This window comes from Achromobacter sp. GbtcB20, from assembly GCF_019091095.1.
Taxonomy (GTDB): Bacteria; Pseudomonadota; Gammaproteobacteria; order Burkholderiales; family Burkholderiaceae_B; genus Achromobacter; species Achromobacter mucicolens.
Genome location: NZ_JAGXJZ010000020.1, coordinates 1 through 23,516, shown reverse-complemented (window position 1 = coordinate 23,516; position 23,516 = coordinate 1). Strand labels below are relative to the sequence as shown.

Here is a 23,516-nt window from a genome sequence, read left to right as displayed (position 1 = left end):
ACTATCCATGTTGTCGTTTTCCGATCTGATCGCCCAGGGTGCGTCGCACGCCTGGCTGTTTATTCCAAGCGCCATTCTGCTGGGCGCGCTGCACGGGCTAGAGCCCGGCCATTCCAAGACGATGATGGCGGCGTTCATCGTCGCGATCCGAGGATCGGTGTGGCAAGCGGTGCTGCTGGGCATCACCGCGACCATTTCGCACACCCTGATCGTGTGGGGGATCGGCCTGGGCGGCATGTATCTGTGGCGCGGGGTCGCGGCGGAGGAACTGGAGCCATATTTCCAGCTGGCGTCTGGGGTCATCATCGTGCTGATCGCGGCATGGATGTTCTGGCGCACCTGGCGCGAGCAGCATGGCGCGGGACATGGGCATCATCACCACGACCACGGCCATGGGCATGAGGGCCATTTCCATGGCGCGGAGCGGCACGAAATCGATACCGGGCACGGCCTGGTCGCGCTGGAGATCTTCGAGGACGGCATTCCGCCACGCTGGAGGCTGAGCAGCGTGCGGGGCGGGAACTGGCGGGCGCAGGACTTTTCTGTGACGACCGAAAGGGTCGACGGGACGCGCCATGAATTCCATTTCGCTCAAAAGGACGGCTACCTGGAGTCCCTCGAGGAAATTCCCGAACCACACGAGTTCATGGCGCGCCTGGCCCTGAGCCACGGCCGGCACGTTCACAGCTATGACGTCGCTTTCATGGAACCGGATGAGCGCCAGCATGACCACCTACATGAAGAACTGCGAGGGTTGGATGTGGCTGGCGAGGGATACCAGGATGCGCACCAGTTGGCGCATGCCAACGACATCCGCCGGCGGTTCACGAACCGGAACGTGACCAACTGGCAGATCGCCTTGTTCGGCCTGACCGGCGGGCTGATTCCGTGCCCGGCGGCGATTACCGTTCTCTTGTTGTGTCTTCAGTTGAAGGAGTTCACGCTAGGCGCCGTGCTGGTGCTGTGCTTCTCGATCGGGCTGGCCATCACTCTGGTGACGGTTGGAGCCGTCGCGGCACTCAGCGTGCGTCAGGTCAATAAGCGCGCGCCATGGTTCAGCGCGGTGGCCCAGCGGGCACCTTATCTCTCCAGCCTACTGATCATCGCCGTAGGCATTTACGTGGGGATGAACGGATGGCTTGGTATCCGCGGCTAGGGTTAGAGCTGGGCATCTAAGCGCAATGATTGCTTTGGCTCGGAAGTCGCCCGCCGCACGTCGGAGGGCGGCGACCGGCCAGAAGCGGTCATATAACTTGCCCTTTTGAATGTCCGCTTTAACTCGCCATTGAGAGCTCGACCGGGTCCGCGCCCCTACCCGCCTAGGCGCTGATCACCACTTCCACGCCCTGGGCGCGGATCGCGGCGACGACCTCCAGGTCGGCCGCCGGATCGGTAATCAGGCGCTGCCCCTGCTGCCAGGCGGCCACGCGGAAACTGGCATACGCCTTGAGCTTGGTGTGGTCGGCCATCACGGTGGTACGGCTCGCCGCCGCGATGAAGGCGCGGTTCATGGCCCCGTCCTCGCTGTCGCGCATGAAGATGCCGGCGGCGGACACTGCGTGCACCCCGAGAAATGCCTCCCGGATCTGGATGCCCGACAGCGTGTCGTTGTCGGCGCGCTCGATAGTGGCCTGTTTGCGCGTGTCGAGCCGGCCAGCCAGCACATACACATACGCCATTCGGCTCTGCCCGGCCGCCGCGGCCACGGAAAGCCCGTTAGTGATGACATGTAGATCCTGGTGGCCGCGCAGAGCCTGAGCCAGCGCGTGCGCAGTGGTGCCGGCGTTGATCAGGATGCTGTCGCCATCGGAGATGTACTGCGCCGCGCACTCCGCGATCGCGGCCTTCTCGGCCGACTGCTGATTATGCCGCTCGGCATAGCTGTACATCTCATAGCGCGCATTGCCCTCGGCCAGCACCTCGTGCAAGGCCACCGCGCCGCCATGGGTCCGTGCCAGCATGCCTTTGTCGCCCAGTTCGAGCAGATCGCGGCGGATGGTGATGGGCGAGGTCGAAAAGGCCTGCGCCAGATCGCGCACGGTCACGGCGTTGGTTTCCTGCATACGCGCGAGGATGCGCTGCTGACGTTCGGCTTTGAGCATATTTGATCGTTATCGGGCCGGGGCCGCCACCCTATCACACAGAGATGTCTGGAGCCTTAAACGATGGAATGATCGATATTGATCTTTTATAAAAGAATTTGTTCATATCTGCGTCACATTCGATCAATAAAGTACCGGACATGACAACTTTCACCCCCTATCCAGCGATCGTTTTTGATCTCGACGGCACGCTGCTCGATACTTGGCCCAGCCTGCTGGCGGCCGTGCGCGCCGTAGCCCCGGCCTCGGCCCCCAGTCTCGATCCGACCGCGCTGCGTCTGGCCTTGAGCCAGGGCGTCGGCCCAATGTTCAAACGCGCCGCCGCGCAACTGGCCGGCCCTGAAGACGGGGCGCGCCCCGCGCTGTTCGCGGCAATGTCGCGCCACTATCTCGATCACACGCTGGTGACGGCCACGCCCTACGCCGGCACCGGCGCGCTGCTGGCCGGCCTGCGGGCGGCCGGCCATACGCTGGCCGTGTGCACCAACCGCGACCGCGCCTCCACCCTGACCCTGCTGGCGCACCACGAATGGCGCGCGCACTTCAGCCACGTCCATTGTCTCGACGACGGTCTGCCGCCCAAGCCCGATGGCGCGCCGCTGCTGGCCACACTCGAACGTGTCGGCCATCCCTCCGGACGGGCCCTGTTCGTGGGGGACTCGCAGGTCGACGCGCGCTGCGCACAGGCCGCCCGCGTGGATTTCGCCGCCCATCGCGGTGGCTACCATGCCCGGCCCGGTGACCTTACCCCCGCCGTATTCACCTATGACCATGCCGGCGACCTGACGCACTGGATCGCGTCGCACCCCACCCGCGTCCTGGAGACAGAAGATGACTGACCTCGTCCTTGACCAGATCAGCAAGTCCTATGGCAGCACGACAGTGCTCGACCGTCTCTCGCTCACCATCCACGATGGCGAGTTCCTGACCCTGCTCGGCGCCTCGGGCTGTGGCAAGTCCACGCTGCTCAAGCTGCTGGCCGGACTGGAGATGCCCGACAGCGGCACCCTGCGCAAGGGCGGCACCGACATCCTGGCGCAGTCGCCCAGCGAACGCGACTGCGCCATGGTGTTCCAGTCGTACGCGCTCTATCCACACATGAGCGTGGGCGACAACATCTGCACCCCGCTCTATATGCGCTCACTCAACTTCGCCCAGCGCCTGCCCGGTGCGCGCTGGCTCATCCCCGGTACGCGCCGCCGTGTACGCGACGCGCAGGACCAGGGCCGCCAGGTGGCCGGTATCCTGGGCATCGACCATCTGTGGACACGTAAGCCAGCCCAGCTCTCTGGCGGCCAGCGCCAGCGCGTGGCATTGGCACGCGCGATGGTGCGCCGACCCTCGCTATTCCTGTTCGACGAACCACTCTCCAATCTCGATGCGAACCTGCGCCAGTCGCTACGCAGCGAAATCCGCCAGTTGCACGACCAGCTCGGTGTGACCTTCGTATATGTCACGCACGATCAGCACGAGGCCATGTCCATGTCGGATCGCGTGGCGGTGATGAAGGGTGGCCACATTCTGCAGCTGGGCACGCCGCAGGAGATCTACCACGCGCCTCAACACGCAGACGTCGCTGCATTCGTGGGCGCGCCGCGCATCAACTTCCTGACCGTGGGCCACGACGGCTCTGGCCGCGCTGCGTTGCAGGAACAGGCCATCGAGCCACACTTCCCCACGCGCAGCACCCGACTGGCATTCCGTCCGCATGCCGCCACGCTCGCGCCCATGCGCGATGCCCTGGTGGTAAGCGGCGCGGTGCAGTTGGTGGAGTTCACCGGGGCCGACTGCATGGTTACGCTGCAGACTGCAAGGGCGGAGAAGGTCGTCGTGGTGCTGCCCGCCAGCAACCGCATCCACACCGGCGAGGTGCTGCGCGTGTACGTGCCACTGGCGGCCTGGCATGCGTTCGATGCCGACGGCCACAGTCTCGCTGACGGCCAGCGTGCGCTGTCGCTGGCCGCCTAGGAGCCGTGATGCGCATCAAGCCTTTGCAACTAACGCTGCTACTCGGGCCAAGCCTGGTGCTGACCCTGCTGCTGCTGGTGCTGCCGCTGGTGGTGGTAGCGCTCATGTCGCTCACCGACTGGCAGTTCGGCGCGGCCAGCTGGAATTGGATCGGCCTGGGAAATTACGCCGATCTGTGGCACGACACCACGTTCCGCAAGAGCTTCGCCAACACCGTGTACTACCTCGTGGTGGTGTCGCTTGGCTCGATCGCGATCGGCCTGGCCGTGGCACTCCTGATCGAGTCGCATGATTCCTGGCGCGGCTTCTACCGCACCGCGTTCTTCATGCCGGTTGCCTCGACACTGATCGCGATGGCGGTGGTGTGGCAGTTCCTGATGCACCCCTCGGTGGGCTTTCTCAACCACGTGCTGGGCTGGTTTGGCGTCCAGCCGCACAACTGGCTCAAAGACTACGACCTGGCCCTGCCGGCGCTGGCGGCCATCGGCATCTGGCAGATGTCGGGCCTGGCGCTGGTGATGTTCCTGGCCGGTCTGAAAAACATCCCGGCCGAACTGCGCCACGCCAGCCTGCTCGACGGCATGCGCCATCCGCTCGACCGCCTGCTGCGGCTCACGCTGCCGATGCTCGGCCCAACCATGCTGTTCGTGGTCACGGTGTGTGGTATCCGTTCGCTGCAGGTGTTCGACACGGTACACGCACTGACCCAGGGCGGCCCCAACAAATCCACGGAGGTGCTGCTGCACACCATCTACGCCGAGGGCTTCGGTTTCTTCCGCATGGGCTATGCGGCGGCCATGGTGGTGGTGTTCGTCGGCTGCATCTTCGTGCTCACGCTGGTGCAGCAGGCCAGTATGGAAAAACGGACACTCCACTGATGAAGAATCCCATGCAACCGGGGCTGTCCTGGCGCGTGCTGCGTCACACACTGCTGCTGGCCGGCGCCGCGGTCTATCTGCTGCCCTTCGTCTGGATGCTGTCGACATCCCTGAAACCGGCCGACGAGATCTTCCGCGACGGCTTCCACCTGCTGCCGCGGCAGTGGGCCGCGGTCGACAACTACACCCGCGCGCTGACCCAGGTGCCACTACTGCGCTATCTGTGGAACGGCATCGTGGTGTGCGGCGGGATCCTGATCCTGCAGATCATCGTGTCGCTGCCGGCCGCCTATTGCTTTGCCAAGCTCAAATTCCGTGGAAAGCGCCTGGCCTGGGGTCTGGTGCTGCTATCGCTGATGATTCCATTCCAGGCCACCGCGATCCCGCTCTACATCCTGCTTTATCACGCCGGCCTGCTCGACACCACCGCAGCGTTAATTCTGCCGTTCATCGCCTCAGCCTTCGGCATCTTCCTGATGCGCCAGTTCTTTATAGGCGTACCCGACGACCTGATCCATGCTGCGCGGCTGGACGGCATGGGCGAGTTCGAATTGGTGTGGCGCGTGATGATGCCTGCGGCTATGCCCGCGCTCATCGCCTTCTCGATTTTCTCCGTGGTGTGGCATTGGAACGACTACTTCTGGCCGCTGCTGGTAATCAACACCACCGATCTGGCCACCCCGCCGCTGGGCACCATGTTCTTCAAGAACGAGGAAGCCGGCACGGATTTCGGCCCCCTAATGGCAGGCACGGTGATCATCACCCTGCCCTTGCTCTTGTTCTTTCTGTCGGCGCAGAAGCGCTTCATCGAGGGCGTTACCCTCACCGGTGTCAAAGGTTAAAGGAACCTCCATGCAATTCAAACTGCTGTTCGGCCTGCTGGCCGGCGTCGCCCTGATCGGCAATGCCGCCCAGGCCGCCAAGATAGAACTGATCGTCGACTACCCCTATCCCGACATGTTCAACACGGTGCACGAGGGCATCGCCAAGCGCTTCACGGAGAAGTTTCCCGACTACACCGTGAAGTTCCGCGCGCCCACGCCCGAGTACGAGGCCGCCGCGCAACAGGCGCTGCGGCATGCGGTCACGCGCCAACTGGCCGACGTGTCGTACCAGGGCCTGAACCGCCAACGCGTGTTCGTCGACCGCAACATCGCGGTCGATCTCACGCCCTTCATCCAGGCCGAGAAGGATTGGGATAAGAGCGGGTATAGCCCTGCGCTGATGTCGCTCGGCCAAGTCAATGGCAAGCAGGTGGGTATCGGCTTCTCGCTCTCGACGCCGATCGTCTACTACAACATGGACCTGCTGGAGCGCGCCGGCGTGAAGGCCGACGCGCTGCCCAAAACCTGGGACGACATCCTCGCCGCCGCCGACAAGTCGCGCGCCGCCAACGCCGGCACCAATGGCCTGCACTACGACTGGGAAATCACCGGCAACTGGCTCTGGCAGGCCATGGTGTTCTCCAAGGGCGGCAGCATGCTCGACGCGAGCGAAGCCAAGGTGGCCTTCGATGACCAGACCGGCCGCGAGTCGATCGAGCAGATGGGCCGCATGGTCGAGCACGGCACCATGCAGAACTTAAAATACAAGGACGCCGCCCAGCTGTTTGTGACCGGCAAGCTCGCTGTGCTGTCATCGTCCACGTCACGCTTGTCGACCATCGAGAAGCAGATCGGCGGCAAGTTCAAGATGGTGACGGGCTTCTTCCCGACCTATGGGGATAACGCTCGCGTGCCGGCCGGTGGCAACGTGGCCATGATGTTTGCTAAAGACCCGGCGCGCCAGAAGGCTGCCTGGGAATACATCAAGTTCGCCACCGGCCCCGAAGGGGCCACCATCATGACCAAGGGCACCGGCTATTTCCCCGCCAACACCCTGCCGATTGACGACCCCGCCAAGCTCAAGGGCTACTACGACGCCAACCCGAACCAGTACACCGCCGTGCGCCAGTTGCCGTGGCTGACCGGCTGGTACGCGTTCCCTGGCGAAAACGGCCTGAAGATCACTGACGTGATCAATGATCACCTGCAGACCGTGTTCGACAAGTCCACCAAGCCCGACGCCGCGCTGGACGCCATGACGCGCGATGTGCAGAAGCTGCTGAAGTGAGCGCCGCGATGAAATTCATCCATCTCACCGACACCCACCTGGTCGCCGACGCTAGCGATCTGTATGGCACCAATCCCAAGCAGCGGCTGCAGCAGGCGGTAGCTCACATTCTGGCGCACCAGCCCGACGCCCAAGCCGTGACCATCACCGGTGACCTGACCCATTACGGCCACCCCGGCGCATACGAACACCTGCGCGAGTGTCTGGCACCACTTACCATGCCGGTGTTCCCGATCCTGGGCAACCACGATCACCGCGAGATCTTCCGGGAATACTTCCCGCACGTCGGGCGCGACCCCGAGGGTTTTGTGCAATATGGGGTGGACTTCGGCGATCACTTGGCGCTGTTCCTCGATACCAACGAGCCCGGCGTGCACTGGGGCGTTTTCTGCGAGCGCCGCGCGGCCTGGTTGCGCGAACAACTGGAGGCGTCGGCCAAGCCCGTGCTGCTGTTCATGCACCACCCGTTCTTCCCGATCGGCATCCGCAGCATGGACCTCATCTCGCTACGCGACACCGGGCCATTCATGGCCGCCATCGCCGGCTTCGAAGCACGCATTCGGCAGGTGTTTTTCGGCCACATCCACCGCCCGATCTGCGGCGTCTATCACGGCATCGGCTACTCGACGCTGCGCGGTACCAACCATCAGGTCGCGCTCGATCTGCACGGCGACGAGAGCCAAATCATAGGCGTGCATGAGCAGCCGCAATACGGCGTGGTGCTTCTGGCGTCCGATCAAGTGCTGATCCACACCGAAGACTATCTCGACTGCGAAATGCGCTATCGGCTGCACGAGATGCGCAACGGAGAGCAGAGCTGACTGCAGCCCCGACCGCGGCGGCCGGCCCTGGGCGCGCCGCCGCTTCAGCGCTGCAGAAGCCGGCCTTTCCGCACGTTAATACCCAGGAGCGCCGTCCGCTTTTTGGGTGGAGCCTGGTCCCCCAGGGAGCACATACCAGAACATCGGAGACACAATGCGAACGTTACGCCATTTGACCGTGCGCCTCGGCTCCCCACCGAGCACCTCCTCCGACATGAGGGCGCACCTGCTCAGTGTCGCACCGTCCTCATCCTAACGCGGCCTGAGGAAGCGAGCCGGACGTCGCCTTCCAACCGTCGCTGTGCCGCTTCGCCTCGTTTTCAGTCTGCACTTGTTCTCCAAGATCATTTGCCTTTCGAGGGGATGCGCAATGACATGTCCAAGCAGCCACTCCGCTGGGACTGACCACTAACCCCTTGAAAGCTGACGTTCGACGGCGCCGACCCAAAGGGCTGCAACGGGTCGTCATCGGCCAGTCGACAAGGGCCGCTCGCGGTTCCCGGTCGGAAACTGCCCTTAGGACAGATCCGACACCACAGGCATGACCGCCTGCCCGAAATGTCACGTTTCCTCGCGCGACTAGGTTCGGACAATCGGCCGACTGGCAGCGGCCCTGAACCACGGTCAAGCGCAAGAAATGACACAGCACAAGTCGATTTCATGTTGCGATTGTCGCCTGGGGCGTACTTTGTCTCACTGTTGTCCCACTGTGGTCTCATGTGTGTCTCATAGATGTCTCACACATGTCCCATAGTTGTCTCACACGTGTCTGACACCTGTCTCATAGTTGTCTCATCACCCAGCGCCCGACGACGAGAATGTCAAGAATCGGCGGAATGTATACGGCTGCATTCCGGGCAAACCCGCTGCCCGCGTGGCCTCTGGCGCTTTAGCGCGGTTTGTTGTAGGACAAAAGAAAACAATTCTGCGCGAGGAAAGCCCCAAAAAATCAAAGAGATAACCGCACCCGGAGGGTGCGTAGTGTGTGGTGGCTTTAAGGGACCCGCCGCCGCCCTGGCGGCGGGGGCCTTAAGGGCACCTGTGAGCGTCCGGGGGACGCTCACGAAGTCCGAAGGACGGCCCCGCCGGCGCAGCCGGTGGGACTGGACGCCTCGACCCAAGACGCCGTGCATCCAAAGCAAAGGGCCGCCCTAGGGCGGCCCTTTGCTTTGGGAGATGGGTTACCTCACCAGATGGTCTGAACGTGCGGGTAATCGCGAATCTTCAAGTCAGCAGATACCAGAGGCACCGAATGATGCCGCGCCGTGGCCACGATGATGCGATCAGCCGGGTCCTTGTGGAATTCCCCGGGCAGGTCCACGGACTGAACAGAAATGCGCACATCCACTGGAACGAACCGAATGGCAGACACTTGGGCAACCGTATCCAGCCACGCCTCCGCATCCATGGTCAAAGCCAAACGACCGGCCTTGGCCAACATTGCGACTTCCCAGGCGCTGATGGCCGAAACCAGGATTTCACCGTCCTGCCCTTCGGCCTCAATGGCCTCACGTGCGGGACGGCTCAACTGCGCATCCCCTGCCGCCCACCATACCAGTGCATGGGTATCCAGCACGATCATTGCGCTGCCTCCCACGCATCTTCGCCGACCGGCGACAAGGGATCGTCAAACCGCAGGACGGAGCCGCGCAGCACATCCAACGGATTGCGCTTGGCCACCTCCCGATAGGGACGGATTTCAAGTGCGGGCTTACCGTGGTCGGTCACGACAATGGATTCCCCGGTCGCTTCGACTTGCCGGAAAAGCTCAAGCGCGCGCGCTTTGAACTCGGTCTTAGAGACTTGCTGGCTGTGCATGGCGGCCCCTTAAAATGGTCAGTGCATATGGTCATTTTAACAGCAAATGACTAGCCGCACTAGTCATTTATGCGGGTAACCCACACCCGCCCATGCCCCGGGGGGCCTGCCCCCGGGGGCCATGCTCCTTATTCCTCCATTTCTCCCATCGGGTGTTCCACGGCCATTGCGACCTGAAGGGGTTGGGCGCGCATCAGTTCAGGCACCCAGCCCTTCCCTTCCAGCAATTGCTCCGCTGCTGCGGCGGCCTGCGCCTTCTTCATCGCAAGCAGCGGCTTAGCCTGCTCGGCATCGACTGCTTCCGCGACCACTGCCGCGATTCGGTCCTTGGACACATGGGCAAGGTAGGACTGCGCGGTCGGCTTCCACCACTTGCTCATGTCCAGGCCGATCAGTTCGCCCAAACGGTCCAGGTGCCGGGGTTCGTCGCCGTAGGAATTGCTTTGGCGGCGGTAGATGGAAACGCTGGTCAGGACGGCGAGCAGGTCGATGAGGTCGGTGTGCGACTGATTCAGGAGCCAAGGCAGGACCGCTGCGTGGTCTTCCGGCACGTTCATCATGACGGCCTCGATCTGCGCATGCACCGCAGCCCAGGCCGAGCTTTCCTTGATGCCTTCGTCCGTCTTCGCCAGCTCGTCGTGTGCTGTCCGCAACGAAAAATCGAAGGTGTCTCCGGCGCTGCTGCGGCGGCTCATGTCGAGATCCCCCAGCATTTGTTCGATAAGCAGGCAGAGCGCGAGCGTCGGGCGCATCATGATTTCGGCCTGGAGCGCAATGACGCGCTGTGCTTGGAGCCGGTTGGTCAGCGCCTCCGAATGCACGGGCCGGGTCAGCACGGGGGGCAAGTCCACGCCCGCCGTCTTCTGGCCATCTGCGTCGTCGCTGCGCGTGGCTTGGGCCACGGCGTCGCGCTCGTCCTGGCGGATCAAGCCGCGAGTGACGGTCAAGTCGCCTTGGTAGTCCAGGTGCACAATCGCTCCGCACAGGGCTTTCAGGTCGGCCGGGTAGTCGTAAAGCTCGGCCCGGATTTCACGAAGCTGCCCTTCATAGCCGCGAATCAGGCCGCAAACCTTGTCCAGGTCGGCCGCGTTCTGGCCTTCGCCCTCTTGCAATTCAGCCAGCTTTGTCCGCGCCGCTTCGATCTTCTTTTGCAGTCCGTCGATCTGCTTGGCCTGGGCCTTGCTGGGCTCCTGAAGGACGCGCTGAATCTCGCCAAAGGGCTTTTTGTCGGCGTACTCGAAAGACACGCGGCATTCCACCCACAACCAGCCTTCGGACTGCACCGCCTTGAACAGCTTGGATCGCTGCATCTTGGCTTCGGCCATGCTGCGCACCTTCTCCGGGTCGGTCAGATAGGCGTCGTTCTCAAAAAGATCGCGGCGAACCTCGCCGCCCGCCTTCTCGTAGGCGGCGACGGTCACGTACCGCGCCACGGGCGTATCGCCGCGCATTTCGGTTTCTGCGAGCAACTGGCGGATGTAGTAGTCCCGATTCCAAGGTTGGCTCGCAGAGGTTTTCCATGCCGCCTCCTGGCGGGCGTGGTCCGAAACCGAAGCCAGGGCCTGCATTTCGTCCATCTTGATTTTGCCGTCGCGGAACAACTGCATGAGTGAGGGCGACACGCTTCCCAGCGCCAGCAGCTTCTTGACCGCCGATTCGGACGCGCCATGCGCGGCGGCGATGGCCGCAACCGTCCAGTTTTCGGCACGCAGGCGCGCATATCCCGCATACACGTCTGCCGGGTGCATCGCCTTGCGCCCGATGTTCTCGATCAGGCTGGCGTGGTGCGCGTGAGCAGCCGGAATCACAAGGCAAGGCACGGGGTAATCGGCGGGGAAAACACCGTCCGCGATCAGCAGGCCCAGGGCCGTCCAGCGCCGTCCGCCCGCGCACACTTCATAGGAACCGTCCGGCGCTGCGATCACCACGAGGTTTTGCAGCAATCCGCCCATCGCCTGGATGGTGGCTTTCAGTTCCAGAATCTCGGCGTCCTGCTTGCGGTCTTCCAGGCCACGGGCCTGATACGCCTCACTGAGGCGCAATTGCGAATGCGGGATTTCCATGCGCGTGGCTGCGGCGTGGACGGCGGCGAGTTCGTGGGAATCGAGTTTCATCAAAAATGCTCCAGGTCGATATCGAGATCAGTGCAGTTGCGCGGGAATTTCGGGCGCATCGAGCGCGGCGATGAGGGCGGTAAGCTGGCGCATCGTCATCGCGGGGATGCGAAAGCCCAGGCCCAGCAAGTGGGCGCGGCGCATGTCGTTTGCCAATCTGATAAAGTCGTGGTTCATCACGGTTCTCCTTTTGACGGGTGGTCGAGGTGCAAGCCCCTATCGGTTGCAGCCGATCAGGGGCTTTTTCGTTTAATAGCCAAGCCAGTTCAGCAAGTCGCGCCCGCGATACAGCGGCTGATCGCCATGTTCGGCAAAGAAATCTTGGGCGTTTGCTTGGTGGTCGCGCAGTTGGAGCACCACCTGAAACCGGGTCAACACGGCTTCCTCTGCCGCGTCTCTTTCGCGCAATCCGTCCGCATCGACCAAGCCGGTATCCAGCAGGTCGGCCAACAGTTCGATGAGGTCGGGGCGATGGCCTGTCCAGGCGATCAACTCGTTTTCAACGGCGACGGTGACGACGGGTGCTAAGTCATAGCCTTTACGAGCCAGCGCGGGCGCGTAATCCATCGCGCTGCGCTCGGCGTATTGAAGGCCGCGCTGCGCCAAGGCGGCTTTAGTCAAGGCGCATTCAGCGCCACCCAGGACGGTGTAAAGGACGATAGCCATATCGGTCGTGTCCTGTTCTTGGGGTGCGTTCATGAAGCGTCTCCTTTCGTTGGGCGGTTGGTTTATCGCGGTGGTTACTGCGCGGTGGAGGCCAGCACCAGCTCGCCGGTGGACTTCTTGTGGAATTTCCAACCACCTCGCCATGCCTCGATCAGCACGGGCACGTCCTGCAGCAGTGCGGGCACATCGGCCTGCTCGTGGCCAGCCTCGCACTCTTCTTCGCCCAGGTTGAAGGCCATGTCCATTGCCCGCGACCACAGAACCTTGCAAGTCTCGGGGCCTTGATGCTCTTGCGACAGAATCCACTTATCGAGCACATCCACGCCGCGCCGATCTTGACGCGCCTGCGCACAGCGCAATGTCTCTTTAGCTGCGGCCAGAAGGTTGGCATTGAGCGCCGCGTGGTCAGTCATGGTCGTTTGCCCCAAAGAAAGAGGTAGTGCGTCACCCGATCCTGAAGAAGTCGTCCGATCGTAGGTTTGTTGGATTTGGTTGTTCATGGTGTTTCCCTCCGCGGTATTCGCATCCGTTCCTGTGAGGCCTGTCCGTGCCGTCCGTGGCCACGTAGTGACGACTGGAAAGGGCAGGAGCAGAGGCCGCACGCGGAGCGCAGCCGAAGGCGAGCACCGAACGGGTGAGCACCGGACCCTTGGAGGGAGGAGCGCAGTGGTACGGTCGGCGTTTTTGGACGGGGCTCGCGGGAATGGATGCATTGCGAGAGACAGGGCGGCGACACCAAAGCCAGGCGCGCGCCGAGCGCCCCTACCCGCGCGCAGCGCGGGTCAAGCTGGCCGCAAGGCGGCCCGCAAGCGGCAGCGCGCAGCGCCGGCAGGCGCGAAGGCGTGAGCCGACCGAAGGGAGGGACGGCTGGAAGCCCCACCGGGGGTGAGACTGGCGGGGTTGGCCAGGCTCAACGCGAAGCGCGAGAGCCCGACCCGCAGCCGAAGGCGTAGGGGCACGCCCAGGGGTGGACACTCCGTCCGAAAACGGCCCGCGCAGGCGTTCAGACCGAGCTGAAATCAACCGACTTAATGCTGAGAATCCGTCGAAGGCGGCATTGAAATGTTCAGCAGGCCCATGGCCTTATTTGCCCTATCCGTCGCTTGGCCGATGATTTCGTGCTGTCGAACGATGTAGTCGAACAGCGCTTTCGGACGATGTTCGGTCTCTACCAACGACTGATCGTTGATGATCTGGTTGCACATTTCCATGCACTCATCGCAGATCGTGATCCGGTTATCGCCATCTCGGGCGATCAGCTTTCGCACCTCGTACTGGGACTTATCGCAGAACGAGCAATGCAACTCTGGCGCCTGCTTTTTGGAACGGCGTCTCTTTTTCGGCTCATCCATCTCGGAACGGTACGTGGGTCGGGAAGGCCCGCAATCTAACACGAGCTGCGGCACGGCGGATTCGTGTTTTTCCTAGTAGCGCAGCGCAACCGGAGTGGCATTCTCGACTCTCCTGCATCCGATATCTTCAGAGAGGTGAATCGGTTTGGACGGCACCATCGTCATCAACGGCGTCCGAGCGGCGTACCGCACGCTACCAGCGCCTGACGGAAATGGGGTCACGGCCGAGGTGCGGTATTCGGCCACCGGACCCTGGTCGCACATCGGCGGCCCGTATAAGACCTTTGTGAACGAAGCCACAGCCAGGCGTGCGATCCAGAAGCAGGTCATTGCAGACTGGTGTAAACGCCCTACTCGGCCCGACGAGCGGTAGACATGCGCGCGGTCTCGCCGCCGACAGGAAAGCTGCGCCGGCCGGCAGGCCGGCGCCGATCTTCCTATTCCCGGCGATAGTGGTCCACCATGCCGGCCAGGTACGCGGCCTCCAGCGCCTCGCGCAACTGGCCTACGAACAGTTCGTGATAGACGAGCTGGGCGCGGCCTCGGCAATCCAGCGTCTCCAGGTTCAAAACGCGGCGCGCGATGTCCGCGATGGCGGCGCGAGCCGCCATGGAGAGTTCTACCATGGCCATGGACTCACTCCGTGTCCAAATCCGCCAGCACCTGGCGGGCGAGCTGGTTGAGGTCGATTTCCGACCGGGCAATGGCCTGCACCTCATCGAGCGGCAAGGATTCGATAATTCGCGCCATGCGCCGCTCGTTCTCGCGGGCGGCCAGCGCCGGCCAGGCGCTGTATCGGGCGATCGCCGCCAGGCCGTCCAAGTCGTGGTTTCCGTAGCCCTGCAAGAATGCGACCAGGCCACCCGTCATTGCATTTTCGTCCCGGCTCATGCTGCGATCCTTTCTTGGCGGGCGAGCTGCAAGCGCTGCGTTGCGGCTGCGTGATATTTCGGGTCCATTTCGATGCCGTAGAAGCGCCGGCCGACCTGGCGGGCGGCCACGCACGTCGAACCCGAGCCGGCGAAGGGATCCAGCACAATGTCCCGCGGCCGGCTGAAAGATTCGATCAGCGGCGCCAGGCATTCGACGGGCTTTTGCGTCGGATGGTGGCGGTTGCCGCTGTACTTCCATGGCATGACGTCCGGCAAGGGCTCGGCCGGCAGCGCCGGCTGGCCCTTGGCCAGCAAGTAGGCCGACTCGTGCTGATACGCCAGAAATCGCGCTTTGGATTGGTATTGCTTCGCAAAGACCAGGTGGCCGACGACGCGAAAGCCGGCCGCGCGCCAGGCGGCAAAGAATCGGTCTACCCGATTCCAGCCGTAGAACGAAATGCAGAAGGCGTCATCGCGAAGGACGCGGAACATCTGTGCGAACGCCGGCGCCAGCCATTCGTCGGTACGATCGTTGGCGATGCTCCGGCCGGAGCGGTCCACGTAGTTGACGAGGTATGGCGGATCGGTCAGAACCAAATCGACGCAGCGATCGGGCAAGGTGGGAAGAACGGACAGGCAATCGCCCAGGACAACACGACTCATGGTTGGCTCCTTGCGTGCAGCAATGTCAGCCGATCTGCATTGCACTGCACGGGGCAGGCGGGCGCAGCCCACGAAAGCGCGGTCAAGGGACGTGGAATAAATAGCGAACGCAGTGAGCGGTTTATGCCGCGAAAGCCCTTGAAGATGGGGCCGCGGCTACAAAGCCGCGCGCAGCGGCCCTAGCGTCCGTGCGGGAGTGGGATGCGACTGTATGCTCCGTGCAGTGCTTGCGGTTCTCCATGTGCCGAAGATGGCGCGTCGCCGGCGCGCCAGGCCCCGAGAGGGGCCATTGCAACCTCGCTAGAAGAGCGACATCTGGCCAGCGGCAGCCGCTTGGCGGATGGCTTTCGGAATGGCCTGCAGCGGCGCATCGATCTCGGCCGATCGACTGTCGGTCTTGGCCTGGTCGACGTGGATCTCGTCCATGTCCGCCGGCGCCTGCAGGAGCGCTCGAGCGCCCTCCTCCGCTTCGCGACGGCGAAGCCGCGCGCGCCAGCCGCCCAGGATGTGTGCGGGCGTCAACCATTGCTCTCGGCACTCGCCCGTGAGGCCGTTGCCATGAATCACCACGGCCGGCACGTGCAAGAGCGCCAGCTGGATGAACGTCATATGCACGCAGCGCTGATCGATGTCGATTGCAGTGGCGTGCATGCACTGTTGATAGTTCAGCTGCGCATCGTGCATCGCGTGCGCCGCCGCGATCAACATGCCGCCAGCGCCGCAGGCAGGTTCCAGTATGCGCACGAACCCCTGCGCGCCCGTCTTGTCGACAAGATCTTGGCCGTTGCCCATCATCATGTTGCCCGTCAGGCGCGACACCTCGTACGGCGTGAAAAACTGGCCGGCGCCAGCGTTGCCCATATCCAGCATCATGAACGTGCTCCCGAGCACGTCGCCAAAATCTGCTGCCTGAACACGGACCTCGTAGGCCATGACCAGGTGCGAGAACGCTTGCACCAGCAGGTCCAGCTCGGCCCGCTCGTACTGAGCGATTACCTGCAGGTAGCGCTGCTCGCGCGTCTCGCGCTGCGCGAGATCGGCACGGGCCAACGCGATCGCGCAGATCTCCACCCAGTCGCTCCACACGCGGTCGATCCCACGCGTACGTGCGACCTGGCGGATGAGGCTAACGATTTCCTTCTGGTGGGCGTCGGCGTTGTTCAGGAAACGGCGTTGTTGTGCATTTGAGGTTTTGGCCATGTGGTCTCTCCGGTTGCCAGGGCGGGAATGCCCGGAACTTGAGAGGCACGGCGCAGCGCGGCGCTCAAGTGTCGAAGACGGCCGGCGGCCGCAAGCGGCTCGGGCGTAGCCCGGGCCGCGCCGCACTTGAACGCGAGAACGACGTGGCACCCTGACCGGGAAAGCAGACCCGCCACCCCGTATGGCTTTCCACGGTCCAACTTCAAAGCGCAGCCGTCTCCCTGCAGCGCCACTTAGCAGGGGCTGAGCCACGATGGCCTGATGACGCGCAGAAAAAAAATGGCGCGCCGAAGCGGGGCGGGATGGCGTCAATCGATCGCCGCGAAGATGGCGTTTGCCTCGGCGTGTTCGCCGGCGAAGTCGCGCAGAGCGTGGTACTTCTCGGCCAGGTCGTCGCTACGGTATTGGCTGCACAGTTCGCAGAGGGCGTACAGCGTGGCCACGATGCCGGCGGCGTCAGCCGACATGTCCCGTTCGAAGCAATTCATCGGCCACACGATGCGAAGCTTGTCGTAGTCTGCGGGCGCCATGTAGAAGCCGTTGGGGATCTCGTAGTAGTGCCAAAAGCCGCCGCTGTATTCCTGCGACAGGCGATCCAGCCAGTTGTAGACGCTGATTTCTCCTCGCAACATCAGGCGACTACCGAACGCCTTCGGAAGAAAGTTCATGCGTTCGCCGTCGGGAACCAGGCGTGCGATGGAAAGAGTGGCTTGGGTCATGTCGTGCTCCTCAGAAGTAGGGCCCGGCGGGGTGGCGGGACGGGAGCACTGGCGCCCTGCGGAACAAGCGCCGGGGGCAAGGGGACGTGGAATATAAAGCGAGCGCAGCGAGCGGCTATATGCCGCGAAAGCCCCTTGCGCCTGGTGCGCGCAGGGCAAAGATGCGCCCAAGGCCTGACACCAGCGCCAGGCCAGGCGCTGCAGGTCAGGGCATGATGCCCTTCTCTGCGAACGAGACGATCCTGCTGCCGGCCACGACCAGGTGATCGAGTACGGTGGTGCCGACCAGAGCGAGCGCATCTTTGAGCTGACGCGTCATGCCGATGTCGGCCGAACTCGGCTCGGCATGTCCGCTCGGATGATTGTGCGCCAAGATCACGCTCGCCGCGTTGTGCGCCAGCGCAGCTTTGACGATCTCGCGCGGGTAGACAGGCGCGCTGCTCAACGTGCCGCGGAACGGTTCTTCGTATGCGATCAATTCTGCGCGCGGGTTCAGGTACATGATGCCGAACACTTCGTGCTCCAAACTGAGGTTCAGCCGCAGCTGCAGGAACTCACGCACGAGCTTTGGCGAATCCATGAGCTGGCCCCGCTGGATCTCCTGCAGGACAACCTCACGCGCCGCAGCGAGGATCTCTTTCGGCGCAGCCGGGCGCACGGCGCCAGCGGAATCCTGTACGAAGAGCGCGCCGGTGGCGTGATCGTTGGTATTGAACGCGATGGAATACTGCATTGCTGGATCTCCAGTGCCGGGCGGGATTGCCCGGCGATCCTGGGATACGCTGCAGCGGAGCGGTCAAGTGGCCCGCCGGCCCCTGGCCGCAGCGGCGCCGGCACCGCCGGCGTTGCGCAGCACTTGACGGCGAGAACAGCGTGTCACAATCGCCAAAAACGCAAGACTGCCCTCTCTCCCCTGGCGTTGACCTCCTGCCGTACACCACGCACGCGCCTATACTGGTCAGACATCTGCATTCACAGGGGTGATTGATGTGCGGTCGAATCGTTCAGAAATCAGGTCCGATGGACTACGTTGAGCGGATCTTCACCAACCAGAGCCAGATCTTCGCGGACCCGACGGGGCCGCGATTCAACATACCGCCGGGCACGCGCCCGCTCACTTTGCATCGCCTGGCGGAAGGCACCGAGGCGATGGCCAGGCTGCCGTGGGGTTACAAACGTCCCGACTCCAAACACTTCATGAGCAACGCGAAGCTGGAGACCATTCTGAAGAACGGATGGCCCTGGCGCTTTCTCATCGGGGCCGGCCGCATCCTGGTGCCGGCAGACGGCTGGTACGAATGGCCTATGCTCGCGGACGGCACGAAGCAGCCCCACTATATCCACGGTGATGGCCCGCTCTATTTCGCGGCGTTGACGGCGTGGTCACCTGGCGAGCCGCTCGATGCCGCTCATGGCTTTGCGATCGTGACCAACGACACGAAGGGTGGGATGGTGGACATCCACGCGAGGCGCCCGGTGGCATTGCCGCCCGCGATCGCGCAGCGTTGGGCCGATCCAGCAATCTCGGTCGCCGAAGCCCGCGATCTGCTCCACGAGGGTGTACCCGAGGATGCCTTCACCTGGGATCCCGTGCGGCAGGAAGTCGGCAACTCGAAGTATCAGTTGCCGGACGCCATCGAACCAATCTGATGGTCACGACCGCGGCTGGTGGTCAAACAGGGCGAGCGCGGCTTCAAACGATGCGCGCATGCCGACCAGCCGCCCCGAGTCCCCTCGGCTGTGCCATAGCTCGTGCTGATAACGGCCGTCGACCCAAACGCGGCAGATGGTCCACCCCGGCGGTCCTGACCAGTAGTAGTCATCCATACGCCGCCAATCTTCTGGATTGCTCATGGCCGTGCCCCGGTGTTGCCCCTGGGAAATAGGGGCGCTATGGCGCGGATTCTAGGCCTGTTTATACTGTACGTCCATACAGTGGTACAGCATCATGCCGTTCAAGCCTCCGCTTCGCATCGCCCAGCTCCGCGCCATCCAAGATCGCCATCGTGGTCCGGACGGCAAGATCAGCGACGCCGACCTCCTGGCCCTCCTGCAGGAGGTCAAGCGGTACCGCTCGTTCATATTGCGCACCAAGCAACTGTCCGGTGGATTCAAACGGCCGTCCGGGGTGCTGGGGCCGGTCTACGACGAGTGGTTCGAGATCCTGTCAGCCGAGCCGTGCGTTGCCGAGCAGGAGGAGATGGTCCGGGAGCTGCTGGAGGCGCCGGACAAACTACGCAAGGGAATGGGGCCGCGATAAGACTACCCGCCCAGTACAGGGACACCATTGATTCGAACGACGTTTAATTGGCATACTGGACTCCCGCAACTTTTGGAGGGCGAGGTCATGCTCGACGACATCCAGAAGCTGGGCGCAGAGGCGGCCCGCAGGGGTTTGAGCCTCTTGGACTGCCCATACCTAAAGGCGCACGCGATGCCTGGTCACACAGGGGAATCTCCTGGCGAGTGGCTCAAGCGAGTGAATGCCTGGGAAGAAGGCTGGAAGAGAGAGTCGGCGCAACGCGGGGCCAAACGATCCGCCAGTCCCTTTGCAGTCTCCGTCGCCAAGAGGCGACCGGACAGTTGCCTTCCAGCCAATTAGCCGGCCGACAGAACCAGCGCCCCGAATGGGGCGCTTTCGTTTGGGAGATGTTCGCAGCGTGTTTAGCGGCTAAACACCAGCCAAGCGGTCGCGCAGATCCTCCCCACATCGACCAGGTCAGGACGCGTCCTTTGTGTTTAGCTGCTAAACGATGCTGACTTCGCCGCTCCGTAGGCACGCCAGTTGCTGCGCGTTGGGGTCCCACACGAGAAGGAGGTTTTCATGTCGGACGATCTGAAAAATCGGGGTGCGCAGGACCGGTCCCGTATCAATGTGAACGAGGCCCACGAGCTGCGTTACTGGACCAACGAGTTGGGCGTAAGTGACGAACAGTTGCGCAAGGCTGTGCAGGCCGTCGGCGTGTCAGCAACGGCGGTGCGCGAACATCTGAAGAATCAGGCCGGCGCCAAGCGCTCTTGAGTGTCGTGGTGAGGCAAGACCGTGGGCAACGTCCGAAAATTTATCGTTTATCGGTCCTTGACTCATCACGAACGGTTCGAGCTTCAGTTGGAGATGGGTGAGGACATGCGGCGCTGGACAGTAATCAACGGAATCCCGCGTGACCCGAAGGCGAGACGCATCGCGGTGGAGCATCCGACAGTCCCTTCGGTCGGGCGGAAGCGTAGAGGACGTACTGCGGTATCACCGCTTACCGGGGAACCGGTATCTGTGTGGGACGCCGGAGAGTGGTACCTGGCGGGCGATGCAGGTGGATACGAGGCCGGCCATCTGAGATTCCGCCTACATGGCGCGCTCCTGCAGGGCCGCTGGGCCCTCGTGCGGATGTCTGGCAGCGGAGCCGTGGAAAGGCCTCCTTGGCTACTCATCTTCACCTCGGCTCGTGACCGGTAGCGGAACTGAACCATGTCTACGCGGCTTCGAAGTGGGAAGGCACATGCCACCGGCCGCTCCGACAGCGGAGCAGCGTCCGCTGCATCAGAACTTCCGGGCCTCGAGGCAGATCTGCCACCTTCCCTAAAACCTCAATTGGCCACCTTGGTCGACGGCGTTCCCAGGCACGGAGATGATTGGCTTTACGAGGTCAAGTTTGATGGCCACCGGATGCTGGCCAGGGTCGAAGATTCGACGGTCCAGATGTTCACGCGAAATGGCCACGACTGGAGCGCCAAGGTTCCACACCTGGTGGCGTCGATCCAGCAAATGCACGTTCCCTCCGCGTGGATCGATGGCGAAATAGTCGTACTGGCGGATAACGGTGTGCCAAGTTTCCAGGCGCTGCAGAACGCCTTTGATGGAAAGCGCACATCGAACATCATCTACTACGCCTTCGACCTGCCTTTCATTGCCGGGCGGGATATTCGCGGCGAGCCACTGCGCCTACGTCGTGAGCTGCTCGCCCAGCTGATCGCGGCGGGCCAGGACGATCACATTCGTTTTAGCGAGGCATTCAGCGCTGCTCCTGCGGACCTGGTCGCATCCGCATGCCGCATGGGACTCGAGGGAATCATGGCCAAGCGCCAATCGGCAAGATATGTTTCGAGTCGCACGGATGATTGGGTCAAGATCAAATGCGCCCAGCGGCAAGAGTTCGTCATCGTGGGGTACACCGCGCCCAAGGGCGGGCGCGTCGGGTTCGGCGCCCTTCTGCTTGGCGTTCACGAGGCGGCGGGAGGCCTGCGGTATGCCGGCAGCGTGGGCACGGGCTTTGATGACCGTGGTCTTTTGGATCTTCACAGAAAGCTCGCCGCGCTGATCCAGAAGGCCACGCCTCTCAGCGCCGGAAAGCCGAAGTCGTTGCGGGACGTGCAGTGGGTAGCGCCAGTCCTTGTGTGCGAGGTGTCGTTCGCAGAATGGACCGAGGGCGGACATGTCCGGCACGCGACCTTCCGCGGCCTTCGAACGGACAAGCCAGCACCTGCGATTACCAGGGAACGGGCCTTGCCGGCCAGCTCGGTCGGACCGAAGACCGAGCCGCCGGCACCCGCACCGTCAAAGCCGGCTCAGCGACCACCATCCGCGCGAGCAAAGTCTGGCAAGCTATCCAACCCGGATCGCGTCATCGACCCGTCGACCGGCCTGACGAAGCTGGACATCGCACGCTACTACGGCCTGGTGGCGCCCCTTCTCGTGACGCACTTGAAAGCCCGGCCTGTCTCCTTCGTGCGTGCGCCGGGCGGCATTCAAGGGCAGCTCTTCTTTCAAAAGCACCTTGACGCTCCGATCCCGGGCGTTACCGCCTTGCCGGAGGGGCTACATCCTGGCCACCCCGCCCTGCTCGAAGTTCCTACGCCAGCCGCAGTCATGTCGGCCGCGCAGATGAACGTGATCGAATTCCACACGTGGAACGCGGTGAAGAACGCTATCGAGAAGCCCGACCGACTGATCCTGGACTTGGATCCCGGGGAAGGTGTGTCCTGGCCAGCAGTTCAGCAGGCTGCGCAGCTGGTGCGCGTCCTCCTGCACGGGCTCGGCCTGGAGGGGTGGCTGAAGACCAGTGGTGGAAAGGGTCTCCACGTGGTGGTGCCGTTGCGAAAGCAATACGACTGGAACGTTGTAAAAGGCTTTTCGGCGGCCATGGTGCGCCACCTGGCCAGGACACTGCCCCGGCTTTTCGTCGCCAAGAGCGGCCCAAGCAATCGCGTGGGCAAGATCTTCGTGGATTATCTTCGCAACGGTTTCGGCGCCACCACCGCCGCCGCCTGGTCGGCACGGGCTAGACCCGGGTTGGGCGTCTCAGTGCCACTGTCTTGGGATGAGCTGGGCGACGTCACTGGTGGCGCGCAATGGACGATTTCGAACATCCAGGATCGGCTGGACGTGGCCAACTCACCGTGGGACGACTACACGCCGCAAACCATCAGCAAGGCCATGAACGCGATCGGCTACAGCCCGGAGCGGACAAAGAGTTAGCCCGCCGTCAGAACGCCCATGCTGCAGCATTAGCACTGCTGTTTTGAGGTTCTGTATCTCATGGTTGGCAGATGGGAGCCGGTGGGTATGTGGGTGAAACTCGGGAAGCCGGTGGGCACACCCTGTGGTCAAGCGCGTGGTCAGGCGGAGCCTGTCCACCGTTTGTCCATCAGAGGTTGTCCATGGGCCGAGCGCAGCGAGCGGAGTGGTCGCGCAGCGATCATCCACATATCCACGGGGTCGGATGAATGTCTTTTGAAGAGGTGGATTAGCCGCTAAACGCGCGTACGGCAAGCCAGCAAAGGATTCAGCCCAGGCTGTTGTATTGCTCACGCGTCAACCAGGCTGGCGACGAAATCGCCGATCTTTCGGTCACAGCCAACCATGGCCGCGCGACAGGTCGCTTTCCTGGGCCACTCCAACGATCGATTTCGGCACCTTGAATCGCCTGATAGCCCAAGCCGGCGGCGACTCTCACGATCTTTTCAATCCATCCGCGAGTCAAGTTTTGACCTGCGAGCTTCCGCAGTCGGTCTCCGCTCAGCTTCAGGTTGAATTGCGCTTGCACCTTGGCCATGTTGTCAGCCAAAGTCTCGGCCAAAAGCGCAACACTGTCTCCTCGCCGGTTGTCAATGGCATGTCGCATCACATCGCCGGTAGACCAAGCGTCACGCCATATCTGATCGTCGGAAAGCCAAATGCAATGTTGCGCCAGCGGGTGGCTATCACGAAGCGCATGGCGCAGATCGCTACTACCT

Annotated in this window: 28 protein-coding genes; 13 read left to right on the top strand and 15 right to left on the bottom strand. The window is 62.9% G+C overall.

Annotation, left to right across the window (positions count from 1 at the left end; all coding sequences use genetic code 11):
- Nucleotides 1–7: 7 nt before the first annotated feature.
- Nucleotides 8–1,156 carry a nickel/cobalt efflux transporter gene (locus KVT32_RS21970; RefSeq protein WP_152383433.1) on the top strand — a complete coding sequence of 383 codons (1,149 nt, stop codon included), beginning with the start codon at nt 8–10 and terminating at the stop codon, nt 1,154–1,156.
- Nucleotides 1,157–1,319: 163 nt separating this feature from the next.
- Here KVT32_RS21970 and KVT32_RS21965 read toward each other — a convergent pair whose 3' ends face one another.
- Nucleotides 1,320–2,102, bottom strand: coding sequence for a DeoR/GlpR family DNA-binding transcription regulator (locus tag KVT32_RS21965; protein WP_152383432.1), 783 nt, complete (start codon nt 2,100–2,102; stop codon nt 1,320–1,322).
- A 140-nt stretch (nt 2,103–2,242) separates the two neighbouring features.
- Here KVT32_RS21965 and KVT32_RS21960 point away from each other — a divergent pair, with 140 nt between their 5' ends.
- The 6 genes from KVT32_RS21960 to KVT32_RS21935 are packed head-to-tail and all read left to right on the top strand — an operon-like array spanning nt 2,243 to nt 7,881.
- Nucleotides 2,243–2,941 (top strand): HAD family hydrolase, encoded by a 699-nt coding sequence (locus tag KVT32_RS21960; RefSeq protein WP_083037001.1) that lies wholly within the window; start codon nt 2,243–2,245, stop codon nt 2,939–2,941.
- Nucleotides 2,934–4,070 (top strand): ABC transporter ATP-binding protein, encoded by a 1,137-nt coding sequence (locus tag KVT32_RS21955; protein WP_152383431.1) that lies wholly within the window; start codon nt 2,934–2,936, stop codon nt 4,068–4,070. Before KVT32_RS21960 ends, KVT32_RS21955 begins: the two co-directional genes overlap by 8 nt.
- Before the next feature lie 8 nt (nt 4,071–4,078).
- A complete protein-coding gene (locus KVT32_RS21950; protein ID WP_152383430.1) occupies nt 4,079–4,948 on the top strand; it encodes a carbohydrate ABC transporter permease in 870 nt (289 codons plus the stop codon).
- The gene (locus KVT32_RS21945; RefSeq protein WP_152383429.1) at nt 4,948–5,790 is read left to right on the top strand and encodes a carbohydrate ABC transporter permease; all 843 of its coding nucleotides are present in this window, start codon (nt 4,948–4,950) and stop codon (nt 5,788–5,790) included. The genes KVT32_RS21950 and KVT32_RS21945 overlap by 1 nt, the downstream gene beginning before the upstream one ends.
- Nucleotides 5,791–5,800: 10 nt before the next feature.
- On the top strand, nt 5,801–7,060 hold the full coding sequence (locus KVT32_RS21940; protein WP_152383428.1) for an ABC transporter substrate-binding protein: 1,260 nt from the start codon (nt 5,801–5,803) through the stop codon (nt 7,058–7,060).
- Nucleotides 7,057–7,881: a phosphodiesterase gene (locus KVT32_RS21935; RefSeq protein WP_227741354.1), complete on the top strand. Its 825-nt coding sequence runs from the start codon at nt 7,057–7,059 to the stop codon at nt 7,879–7,881. The genes KVT32_RS21940 and KVT32_RS21935 overlap by 4 nt, the downstream gene beginning before the upstream one ends.
- A 1,186-nt stretch (nt 7,882–9,067) precedes the next feature.
- On the opposite strand, the gene KVT32_RS21930 is transcribed toward KVT32_RS21935, so the two are convergent.
- From KVT32_RS21930 to KVT32_RS21870, 13 genes are all read right to left on the bottom strand, one after another.
- A complete protein-coding gene (locus KVT32_RS21930) occupies nt 9,068–9,463 on the bottom strand; it encodes a type II toxin-antitoxin system VapC family toxin (RefSeq protein WP_217618854.1) in 396 nt (131 codons plus the stop codon).
- Nucleotides 9,460–9,699, bottom strand: coding sequence for a type II toxin-antitoxin system Phd/YefM family antitoxin (locus KVT32_RS21925; RefSeq protein ID WP_217618853.1), 240 nt, complete (start codon nt 9,697–9,699; stop codon nt 9,460–9,462). Before KVT32_RS21925 ends, KVT32_RS21930 begins: the two co-directional genes overlap by 4 nt.
- 128 nt (nt 9,700–9,827) lie before the next feature.
- Nucleotides 9,828–11,813: a ParB N-terminal domain-containing protein gene (locus KVT32_RS21920; RefSeq protein ID WP_217618852.1), complete on the bottom strand. Its 1,986-nt coding sequence runs from the start codon at nt 11,811–11,813 to the stop codon at nt 9,828–9,830.
- 27 nt (nt 11,814–11,840) lie between these two features.
- The gene (locus KVT32_RS21915; protein WP_200964484.1) at nt 11,841–11,990 is read right to left on the bottom strand and encodes a hypothetical protein; all 150 of its coding nucleotides are present in this window, start codon (nt 11,988–11,990) and stop codon (nt 11,841–11,843) included.
- A gap of 72 nt (nt 11,991–12,062) precedes the next feature.
- Complete coding sequence (locus KVT32_RS21910; RefSeq protein WP_217618851.1) at nt 12,063–12,512, bottom strand: hypothetical protein; 450 nt, start codon at nt 12,510–12,512, stop codon at nt 12,063–12,065.
- 41 nt (nt 12,513–12,553) lie between these two features.
- Nucleotides 12,554–12,979 carry a hypothetical protein gene (locus KVT32_RS21905; protein ID WP_156407771.1) on the bottom strand — a complete coding sequence of 142 codons (426 nt, stop codon included), beginning with the start codon at nt 12,977–12,979 and terminating at the stop codon, nt 12,554–12,556.
- Nucleotides 12,980–13,507: 528 nt separating this feature from the next.
- Nucleotides 13,508–13,885, bottom strand: a complete 378-nt coding sequence (locus tag KVT32_RS32650; RefSeq protein ID WP_369819377.1) for a ClpX C4-type zinc finger protein — start codon at nt 13,883–13,885, stop codon at nt 13,508–13,510.
- Nucleotides 13,886–14,268: 383 nt separating this feature from the next.
- Entirely contained in the window at nt 14,269–14,463 is a 195-nt protein-coding gene (locus tag KVT32_RS21895) for a hypothetical protein (protein ID WP_217618850.1), read from the bottom strand.
- 4 nt (nt 14,464–14,467) lie between these two features.
- Complete coding sequence (locus tag KVT32_RS21890; protein ID WP_057287136.1) at nt 14,468–14,722, bottom strand: hypothetical protein; 255 nt, start codon at nt 14,720–14,722, stop codon at nt 14,468–14,470.
- Entirely contained in the window at nt 14,719–15,366 is a 648-nt protein-coding gene (locus tag KVT32_RS21885; protein WP_057287135.1) for a DNA methyltransferase, read from the bottom strand. Before KVT32_RS21885 ends, KVT32_RS21890 begins: the two co-directional genes overlap by 4 nt.
- Before the next feature lie 300 nt (nt 15,367–15,666).
- Nucleotides 15,667–16,566: an N-6 DNA methylase gene (locus KVT32_RS21880; protein ID WP_217618849.1), complete on the bottom strand. Its 900-nt coding sequence runs from the start codon at nt 16,564–16,566 to the stop codon at nt 15,667–15,669.
- A gap of 308 nt (nt 16,567–16,874) precedes the next feature.
- Nucleotides 16,875–17,285: an antirestriction protein gene (locus tag KVT32_RS21875; protein WP_217618848.1), complete on the bottom strand. Its 411-nt coding sequence runs from the start codon at nt 17,283–17,285 to the stop codon at nt 16,875–16,877.
- A gap of 205 nt (nt 17,286–17,490) precedes the next feature.
- A complete protein-coding gene (locus KVT32_RS21870) occupies nt 17,491–18,018 on the bottom strand; it encodes a JAB domain-containing protein (RefSeq protein WP_217618847.1) in 528 nt (175 codons plus the stop codon).
- 254 nt (nt 18,019–18,272) lie between these two features.
- On the opposite strand from KVT32_RS21870, the gene KVT32_RS21865 reads away from it, so the two are divergent.
- From KVT32_RS21865 to ligD, 6 genes are all read left to right on the top strand, one after another.
- Complete coding sequence (locus KVT32_RS21865; protein WP_217618846.1) at nt 18,273–18,935, top strand: SOS response-associated peptidase; 663 nt, start codon at nt 18,273–18,275, stop codon at nt 18,933–18,935.
- Between the two features lie 298 nt (nt 18,936–19,233).
- The gene (locus KVT32_RS21860; protein ID WP_057287240.1) at nt 19,234–19,545 is read left to right on the top strand and encodes a hypothetical protein; all 312 of its coding nucleotides are present in this window, start codon (nt 19,234–19,236) and stop codon (nt 19,543–19,545) included.
- 87 nt (nt 19,546–19,632) lie between these two features.
- Nucleotides 19,633–19,887: a CrpP-related protein gene (locus KVT32_RS32550; RefSeq protein ID WP_305863842.1), complete on the top strand. Its 255-nt coding sequence runs from the start codon at nt 19,633–19,635 to the stop codon at nt 19,885–19,887.
- 222 nt (nt 19,888–20,109) lie between these two features.
- On the top strand, nt 20,110–20,307 hold the full coding sequence (locus tag KVT32_RS21855; RefSeq protein WP_217618845.1) for a DUF3606 domain-containing protein: 198 nt from the start codon (nt 20,110–20,112) through the stop codon (nt 20,305–20,307).
- Nucleotides 20,308–20,328: 21 nt separating this feature from the next.
- Nucleotides 20,329–20,739 (top strand): DNA polymerase ligase N-terminal domain-containing protein, encoded by a 411-nt coding sequence (locus KVT32_RS32645; protein WP_312431590.1) that lies wholly within the window; start codon nt 20,329–20,331, stop codon nt 20,737–20,739.
- 135 nt (nt 20,740–20,874) lie between these two features.
- A complete protein-coding gene (ligD, locus tag KVT32_RS21850) occupies nt 20,875–22,758 on the top strand; it encodes a DNA ligase D (protein WP_371825608.1) in 1,884 nt (627 codons plus the stop codon).
- A 307-nt stretch (nt 22,759–23,065) separates the two neighbouring features.
- On the opposite strand, the gene KVT32_RS21845 is transcribed toward ligD, so the two are convergent.
- Nucleotides 23,066–23,516 (bottom strand): hypothetical protein (locus KVT32_RS21845; RefSeq protein WP_217618844.1); only part of this gene is annotated, 451 nt, incomplete at its 5' end.

Bases quoted from the DNA above. Each gene is read 5' to 3' on its own strand.
- KVT32_RS21905 (WP_156407771.1), bottom strand. From the start codon at position 12,979: ATGAACAACCAAATCCAACAAACCTACGATCGGACGACTTCTTCAGGA.
- KVT32_RS21960 (WP_083037001.1), top strand. From the start codon at position 2,243: ATGACAACTTTCACCCCCTATCCAGCGATCGTTTTTGATCTCGACGGC.
- KVT32_RS21940 (WP_152383428.1), top strand. From the start codon at position 5,801: ATGCAATTCAAACTGCTGTTCGGCCTGCTGGCCGGCGTCGCCCTGATC.
- KVT32_RS21945 (WP_152383429.1), top strand. From the start codon at position 4,948: ATGAAGAATCCCATGCAACCGGGGCTGTCCTGGCGCGTGCTGCGTCAC.
- KVT32_RS21865 (WP_217618846.1), top strand. From the start codon at position 18,273: ATGTGCGGTCGAATCGTTCAGAAATCAGGTCCGATGGACTACGTTGAG.
- KVT32_RS21855 (WP_217618845.1), top strand. From the start codon at position 20,110: ATGTCGGACGATCTGAAAAATCGGGGTGCGCAGGACCGGTCCCGTATC.
- KVT32_RS21915 (WP_200964484.1), bottom strand. From the start codon at position 11,990: ATGAACCACGACTTTATCAGATTGGCAAACGACATGCGCCGCGCCCAC.
- KVT32_RS21970 (WP_152383433.1), top strand. From the start codon at position 8: ATGTTGTCGTTTTCCGATCTGATCGCCCAGGGTGCGTCGCACGCCTGG.
- KVT32_RS21860 (WP_057287240.1), top strand. From the start codon at position 19,234: ATGCCGTTCAAGCCTCCGCTTCGCATCGCCCAGCTCCGCGCCATCCAA.
- KVT32_RS21920 (WP_217618852.1), bottom strand. From the start codon at position 11,813: ATGAAACTCGATTCCCACGAACTCGCCGCCGTCCACGCCGCAGCCACG.
- KVT32_RS21965 (WP_152383432.1), bottom strand. From the start codon at position 2,102: ATGCTCAAAGCCGAACGTCAGCAGCGCATCCTCGCGCGTATGCAGGAA.
- KVT32_RS21930 (WP_217618854.1), bottom strand. From the start codon at position 9,463: ATGATCGTGCTGGATACCCATGCACTGGTATGGTGGGCGGCAGGGGAT.
- KVT32_RS21950 (WP_152383430.1), top strand. From the start codon at position 4,079: ATGCGCATCAAGCCTTTGCAACTAACGCTGCTACTCGGGCCAAGCCTG.
- KVT32_RS21910 (WP_217618851.1), bottom strand. From the start codon at position 12,512: ATGAACGCACCCCAAGAACAGGACACGACCGATATGGCTATCGTCCTT.
- KVT32_RS21885 (WP_057287135.1), bottom strand. From the start codon at position 15,366: ATGAGTCGTGTTGTCCTGGGCGATTGCCTGTCCGTTCTTCCCACCTTG.
- KVT32_RS21895 (WP_217618850.1), bottom strand. From the start codon at position 14,463: ATGGCCATGGTAGAACTCTCCATGGCGGCTCGCGCCGCCATCGCGGAC.
- KVT32_RS21955 (WP_152383431.1), top strand. From the start codon at position 2,934: ATGACTGACCTCGTCCTTGACCAGATCAGCAAGTCCTATGGCAGCACG.
- KVT32_RS21890 (WP_057287136.1), bottom strand. From the start codon at position 14,722: ATGAGCCGGGACGAAAATGCAATGACGGGTGGCCTGGTCGCATTCTTG.
- KVT32_RS21880 (WP_217618849.1), bottom strand. From the start codon at position 16,566: ATGGCCAAAACCTCAAATGCACAACAACGCCGTTTCCTGAACAACGCC.
- KVT32_RS21875 (WP_217618848.1), bottom strand. From the start codon at position 17,285: ATGACCCAAGCCACTCTTTCCATCGCACGCCTGGTTCCCGACGGCGAA.
- KVT32_RS32550 (WP_305863842.1), top strand. From the start codon at position 19,633: ATGCTCGACGACATCCAGAAGCTGGGCGCAGAGGCGGCCCGCAGGGGT.
- KVT32_RS21925 (WP_217618853.1), bottom strand. From the start codon at position 9,699: ATGCACAGCCAGCAAGTCTCTAAGACCGAGTTCAAAGCGCGCGCGCTT.
- KVT32_RS21870 (WP_217618847.1), bottom strand. From the start codon at position 18,018: ATGCAGTATTCCATCGCGTTCAATACCAACGATCACGCCACCGGCGCG.